The sequence below is a fragment of the Nitrospirota bacterium genome, assembly GCA_040757595.1.
In the GTDB taxonomy this organism is placed as follows: Bacteria; Nitrospirota; Nitrospiria; order Nitrospirales; family Nitrospiraceae; genus JBFLWP01.
This window is the reverse complement of record JBFLWP010000031.1, coordinates 1-6,474: the sequence shown is the minus strand read 5'-3', so window position 1 is coordinate 6,474 and position 6,474 is coordinate 1. Positions and strand designations below refer to the sequence as shown.

Here is a 6,474-nt window from a genome sequence, read left to right as displayed (position 1 = left end):
AGCATCCACCTTCTGGATGGCGTAGCCAACATGAACCATGACGAAGTCCCCCTCTGTCAGCGCCTGCCCCTGCAGGAGGAACAGGCTGACCTCGCGCTCCACGCCCTTGGCGCGGCACACGGCGCTGCCGCCGTCGAGGCGGACGATCTGCATGGGGATGGCGAGGCACATATGGCAGGAGGTTCCCGATGACTCTGGCTAGACTGTATACCATCGTTCCCCTTCTGCCGGAGTCTTCATGGCCCGTCTTATTGCCCTCCTCATGCTTGTCCTTCCCTCCCTGTCCCTCGCCCACGAGATGGGCGAAGAGCCTGGAGGACTGGTCAGTGGCCTGCTGCACCCGCTAGTGGGCATGGACCACCTGCTTGCCGCCCTGGCGATCGGCCTGTGGGCAGGCTCCCTTGCAGGAAGAAAGGCCTGGATTCTCCCCCTGGCCTTCAGCCTTGCCACCCTGACAAGCGCCGCCCTGGGCCCGGGCATCGCCCCGTTCGCCGTCGCGGAAATGGCCCTCGCCATGTCGGTGCTCGTGCTCGGACTCATGGCGGCGGTCCAGTCACCGCCGAGGCTCGCGGCCGGCATCCTGATGGCCGCGTCGGTCGGCCTGCTGCACGGACATGCGCACGGCACGGAGGGCATGGGCCTCTCCCTCCAGGCGGGATATCTGGCGGGTCTGGCCACCTCGACATGGGGATTGCATGCGGTGGGACTGCTTGTGGCGCGTCGCATCCCCCTCATGGGGATGCGCCTGCTCGGAGGGTCGATCGCCCTCGCCGGGGCCAGCCTTGCACTGGCCCTCTGAGACGTTATTGGGAAGGGGACACCCCCTCCCTCCTCTCAATAGAAGGTATCAACCTTGAGGTTGTTGAACCACTTGATCATGTCCTTGAAATGTTCCGACGACGGGGCATGCGCCTCGGACGCCTTGCCGCCCACCGGCTTCATGGTGCGCGTGAGCGGGTCGTAACCAAAGACGACCGTCAGCCACGACGCCGTTTCCATGGTGATTGGCGTGAAGCAGGCCGAATTCGTCACCGGTGCCGGGTCGGGGGACTCTCCACGCAGCAGGCGTACGATCGCGCCGGCACACACCTTGGCCTCGGCATTGGCGATATGCCCGGCCTTCGGCTGGGTGGTCGCCGCCGCATCACCGATGACGTGGATATCCCGAGCCGCGGTCGACTCGTAGGACAGGACATCCACCCCGGCCCACAGGCCGCCGACATTGGCCAGCCCCGCGTTGATCACCAGGCTGCCCGCCTTCTGCGGCGGAATGGCATTGATGACGTTGGCGCGCAGCGTGCCGAGACTGGTGTGGAGGGTGCGCGTCGAGGCATCGATGCCCTGCAGGCCGACCCCGCTGTGGTACTCGACCACCCCCGCATGGGTCTCGTTGAACGCCCGCGAGAAATTCTCGGGCTCGGCGGTGATCTGCGGGTTGGCATCGAGCACGATGACCTTGGAGCCAGGCTTGCTCTTCTTGAGATAGTCCGCCACCAGGCAAGCCCGCTCATAGGGTCCGGGCGGGCAGCGATAGGGGGCCTTGGGAATGGTCAGGACAAAGGAACCTCCCTTGGGCATGGACTGGATCTGATCCTTCAGGCGCAGCGTCTGGGCCCCCGCCTTCCAGGCATGGGGGACGGCATCCTGAGCCGTGGCTGATTCCAGTCCGGGGATGGTCAGGAAATCGATGCCGGGGGCAATGACCAGACGGTCGTAATCGAGGTACTTACCGCCCGCCAGCATAACCCGGTGGCCGATCGGATCGACCTGGACCACGTCGCCGATCTCGATCTTCACCCCGTAATTGCGCGCCAGGGCCGCGTAGTCGAATTTCAGAGAGCTCATGCCGAGCTGCCCGGTCAGCACCAGGTTGCTCATGATGCAGGAGGTGTATTGCGCATTGCGCTCGACCAGGGTGACCTCCACCCGCGCCCCGCCCCACAGCCGGAGATATTTGGCCACGGTGGCGCCGGCCATGCCGCCGCCGATCACGAGCACTCGACCTACGGCCCCCGTCTCGCCCGGAACCAGTCCGGGTCGAGGAAGGTTGACGCGGAGCAATTCATCGAGCGCCTTGACCTCAAGACGGTCAGCCGCCACCCCCATGCCCGGCAGCAAGGAACCCGTCCCTGCCAGAGCTATCCATTCCAGAAACTTTCTGCGAGAAATCTGCATGCTTGAACACTCTCTTGGTATGGATACAGCCGCTGTCTCAGCGTTCGGGCTGGGCACGGAAATAGTCGGCGATCCAGCGGATCTGCTCGTCGGTGTAGCCGAGGGCATGCGGGCGCATGATGCTGTCGGGATCCCCCTCCAGCCCAAGCTGCATCTCCTTGAGGTCGGAATACACGTCCTTGCCCGCGAGGGGCTCCATGTCGCCGACGGCCTTGCCGTCGGTGCCATGGCACTGGAAACAATTGGACGCCAAGAGACGGCCCGGATGCTCTCCTGCCTGCACCGGGAGGGATCCCCCCAGCACCATCCATAGCGCAACCGTCGCTATACCACTCTTGTGCATGTTCAATTCACCACGATGAGATTGTTGACCGGGGCGCCCCAGGGCGCCCCTTCGATGTGCCATGCTGGCTTGTTCAGCCGTCGATATCGGAGGAGTCCGAAGAATCGTCCGGGAACCAGTCTTCGTCGGCGTCCTCCAGCTCGATGCTGGTCGCCACCAGCACGCCGCTGGCATCAAAGCTGCCCTTGACCTCGACCACCATGCCGCTTGCAAGGACCAGACCCGCCGGATCGAAGGTGGCCGCAGAGTAATTCACGGTCACCCCGTTGAGGGTGAAGGTCTGGTCCGTGGCGTTGACGCTCGATGCAATGCCCTCGATCTCGGCCTCGCCCTCGTAGCCGGCATACAGATCGTCCTCCTGCTGGATCTCCTTGGCCTGGATGTCACCCTCGGCTGTCAACGTGCCCTCGACCTCCACACGCTTGCCGACCCAGCTGCTGTCGACCGTGCCCTGCTCCTCGACCTGGGTGGTGGCATCGACCTGCACGGTCAATTCCGTGCCGCTGTCGAGCCGAACCGACACGCTGGTCGTCCCAGAGCTCGCGCTGACCGCAGTCACCACCCCTTTGATCTCGACCTCATCCTCCGACGCGACCTTCTTCTCCACATAGGTCGCGTAGAGCTTGTGGTCCGCCCCCAGGAAGCCGCTGACCTCGAGCAGATCGCCCTGAGCGAAGCCATCGAAGGTGACGCCATTGAGTCGGGTCGCCCCACTCTCGACCACCACCACCATCCCCAGGATCGTCAGCTCGCGTGTCGTGCTGGTGCCGTTCGTCACCGCCGCCCCCACCGTGCCGATCGGCCCCTTGAGGGAGGCGTCATAGCTGATGCTGGTCGCCGTGCCTGTTTTTCCATCCGCATTCACGGTCCCCTCGACGGTGACCACCATGCCGAGCTGGAGCCCGGTTTGACCCGCCAGCGGCGTTCCATTCAGGTCCAGCGCCGCACCGTCGGTCTCGAACTCGATGCCGTTCACGAAGATGCTTCCGAACTGGCTGATCGAACCCGTCGCGACATAACCGGTGCCCCCGATGCCGGCGACATCCGTGCCGCCACCGCCGCCGCACCCGGCAAGCGCCGCGGACACGGCCAGGGCCAATGACCAGGATTTGCCCGGAGAAAGATTTTTCATGACACCCCCCCATCCTTCGAATCGTCTTCGAAGTAAAAAATGCCGAAACCAATACGGCGCGCATCGTCAGGCAATGCCCCACTGGCCGTATCCAGTTGCCGCGCGGTGAGCCACGCATCCCACTGTTCGAGCAAGGCTTGGGCATCCCGCCCCGCCAGCTCGCGAAAAGCCCAAACCGTTTCTGGCGCCACCATCTCGCTCATGACCTTGCGCTGGAAGAACAGCGGTGCCGCGCCGGGCGCAAGGTTGTGGTCAATGGTGCCGATGAGGTAACCAACGTCCGTTCCCAGGATCTGCAGCTTGCCCAGTTCCGAATCAGACGGGACATAGGCATGCTTGATCAGCCTCACATCATCCCCCTCGACTCGCACGACCCCGGACCGCACCAGCTCGTCGAGCACGGCCTGGAATGGCATGTCGCCGCTGTGACGGCGCACCAGGTCCGCAAATGAATGCCCGTCCGCATGCAAGGGAAGCACGCTTGGACAGCCGGTCCCGTCGATATAGGCAGGATCGTTCAACCAGCCACTGATGACCCGAACCGAACGGTTGTATCGAGCACTGACGGCCTTGTCCTCGCCATCCCCTTCTGCCCGCAGGCGGCTGACTTCCTTGCGCGTCAGCCCGGTCAGAACAGAGACGCGCGAGATGGTTTGCCGCTTGCCGGGGAGATCGAACTCATCAAAAGCGACATCGACGTAAACCCTTCGTGCCCAGTCCGCAAAGGTGTCGAAGGCCACCCCGTGGCGAAGAAGCAGGCGGACAAGCGGCCGCATCAACCGGCGAATGGCGGCAGCAAGGGTACGGTTGAGTTGCTCTGATTCACTCATTTTGGGGTTTTTTTCCCAATATTAATGGAGAAAAAATAACCCCTCATCGATGTGGTGTCAAAAAAATTTACGCAAGGAGATTCGTCAGCCGCGCCTCGATCCGGGCAGTGACGTCGGGGAGGGCGAGGGCCAGGGCGAGGGAGAGTTCCGAGCGCTCAGGACCTGGGAGGGCTCCCATTTCGATGCCCCAGACCTCAAGCCGTTGCGGCAAGGCGCCAATGGCCTCGGCGAGAGTCAGAGCCTGAGCCAGACCGAGGCCATGACTTGAAGGTGCATGCCCATGCATCCCGCCCCGAACATGATCGAGCGAGAGAAACTGCAGCGTGCCCGGCGGCGCACCGGAGTGGACCGCATCGATCACGATGACATGGGCAGAGGCCTGCAGTAGTGGGATCAACAGGGTTCCCGGACGATCCAGCGCGTGGAACTGGACCCGTCCCGCAAACTGCGGCCGACGCTCCAAGGCCTCGATGGCGAGCAGTCCCACGGCATCGTCCCCGAAGGGCGAGCCCAGGCCAATGACGCGCAGGTTCGCCGATGTCACCCCGCAGGCCGTTGCTGGGCGAAAAAGGCCTCCGCGCGCCGGTTGATCTCCGGCCCCGGGACATCCTCGACATGGGTGGCGAGCAGCCAGACATTGCCCCAGGCATCCCTCACGCCGCCGTGGCGGTCGCCCCAGAACATGTCGGCCGGCTCCATCACCGAGGCGGCCCCGGCCTTCAGGGCGCGCCTATAGGTGGCGTCCACGTCATCGACGTAGAGGTAGAGCGAGGCGGGCATGGGAGGCCACTCCCCCATCACCTCCCCGAGCATGACGATCGAGTCACCGATCTTCAGCGTGGCATGGCCCACGGCGCCATCCGGGCGCATGAGGCAATCCTGCACCTCCGCGTCGAAGGCCTGCTGCATGAATTCGATCAGCCCGGCCGCCCCTCGGACGCTCAGGCTCGGGGTGACGGTGTGGTAACCATCAGGAACGGGTTTGACAGCCATGTTCATCTCTCCAGGCAGAAGGGCGCCTCGAAAAACCTTTCGAGGCGCCTGTGCGCCACAGGGATGTGGCGCCGCGCAATCGCGCAAGCGATTGAAATAGCGTGAGCTCGGCGCGGCTGGATACATCCATGTATCCAGCCCTTCGTGCTCCCTGCAACGATGTTGGTTTCCCGCGACGAACGTCCTCCCCCCCCAAGGATGGGGGGGTTCGAGGCTCCAAGAAGTGTTCAGGCCCGCCGGTCACTTGCCTTCTTCGGCGGCGAAATACCAGAAGGGCGCGGGAACGTCGGGCAGGCGGATGCCCTGGGCACGGGCGCGCGCCTGCATCTCCTTGTGGATGTCGACGATGAAGCGGATCTGGTCTTCGGCGGTCGGAAGGGCGCGCAGCTTGTCGACGTTCTTGCGGTATTCATCCTCGCTCATCAGCCGCCAGCTGTAGATCATGTCCCCCAGGCCGATGCCCGCACCGGTCATCGAGTTCCCTCCCCAGTCGGAAATGCCGGCCAGCTGCTGTTTCGCCCGGCCCTGGATCGTGCGGAAATGGTTCCTGTAGAACCGCTCGCGCGCCTGCTCCGTCTGCAGGCCGGCCAGCTCTTTCCGGTACTGCTGGATCTCGTCGGGGGTCATGAGGTCGGCGCCATAGATCTGGTAGCCGAAAGGATCGCTCTCCGCCGCGAGGGGCATCTGCTGCTGGCGGGCACGCTCCATCATCCGGGCGTGCTGTTCGACCATGTACTTGAGCTGAGCCTCGGCGGTGGGCAGGCTGCGCAGCTTCTCGATATGCGCGGCCCGCTCCTGGTCATTCATGAAGCGCCAGCCGTAGACAATGTCCCCCAGGCCGAAGATCGGCCCATCCTCGCCAGGGGTATAGCCGGCCCAGTCGGCGAGGGTCGCGCCGCGGGCGCGGGCGCGCTCGGCGATCTTGCGATAATGCTCGAGGCGGAAGGCGGAAAGCTCCTCGGCGTTACGGCAGGCCTTCAGCTCGCGCAGATAGTCTTGTT

9 protein-coding genes are annotated in these 6,474 nt (G+C 64.2%); 1 reads left to right on the top strand and 8 read right to left on the bottom strand.

What is annotated here, in order from left to right; translation table 11 throughout:
- On the bottom strand, positions 1 to 171 hold a 171-nt coding region (locus AB1411_16930), incomplete at its 3' end, for a HypC/HybG/HupF family hydrogenase formation chaperone (GenBank protein ID MEW6545276.1).
- A 67-nt stretch (positions 172 to 238) separates the two neighbouring features.
- On the opposite strand from AB1411_16930, the gene AB1411_16925 reads away from it, so the two are divergent.
- Positions 239 to 799: a HupE/UreJ family protein gene (locus tag AB1411_16925; GenBank protein ID MEW6545275.1), complete on the top strand. Its 561-nt coding sequence runs from the start codon at positions 239 to 241 to the stop codon at positions 797 to 799.
- A gap of 35 nt (positions 800 to 834) precedes the next feature.
- Here AB1411_16925 and AB1411_16920 read toward each other — a convergent pair whose 3' ends face one another.
- The 7 genes from AB1411_16920 to AB1411_16890 form a co-directional block, all read right to left on the bottom strand.
- Entirely contained in the window at positions 835 to 2,175 is a 1,341-nt protein-coding gene (locus AB1411_16920) for an FAD/NAD(P)-binding oxidoreductase (protein ID MEW6545274.1), read from the bottom strand.
- Between the two features lie 37 nt (positions 2,176 to 2,212).
- Positions 2,213 to 2,524 carry a cytochrome C gene (locus AB1411_16915; protein MEW6545273.1) on the bottom strand — a complete coding sequence of 104 codons (312 nt, stop codon included), beginning with the start codon at positions 2,522 to 2,524 and terminating at the stop codon, positions 2,213 to 2,215.
- A gap of 67 nt (positions 2,525 to 2,591) precedes the next feature.
- Entirely contained in the window at positions 2,592 to 3,650 is a 1,059-nt protein-coding gene (locus tag AB1411_16910) for a DUF5666 domain-containing protein (GenBank protein MEW6545272.1), read from the bottom strand.
- Positions 3,647 to 4,480, bottom strand: coding sequence for a DUF6502 family protein (locus tag AB1411_16905; GenBank protein MEW6545271.1), 834 nt, complete (start codon positions 4,478 to 4,480; stop codon positions 3,647 to 3,649). Before AB1411_16905 ends, AB1411_16910 begins: the two co-directional genes overlap by 4 nt.
- 67 nt (positions 4,481 to 4,547) lie before the next feature.
- A complete protein-coding gene (locus AB1411_16900; GenBank protein ID MEW6545270.1) occupies positions 4,548 to 5,024 on the bottom strand; it encodes a hydrogenase maturation protease in 477 nt (158 codons plus the stop codon).
- Positions 5,021 to 5,473, bottom strand: coding sequence for a VOC family protein (locus AB1411_16895; protein MEW6545269.1), 453 nt, complete (start codon positions 5,471 to 5,473; stop codon positions 5,021 to 5,023). The genes AB1411_16900 and AB1411_16895 overlap by 4 nt, the downstream gene beginning before the upstream one ends.
- Positions 5,474 to 5,713: 240 nt before the next feature.
- The coding region (locus AB1411_16890) for a hypothetical protein (protein ID MEW6545268.1) at positions 5,714 to 6,474 on the bottom strand (761 nt) is incomplete at its 5' end.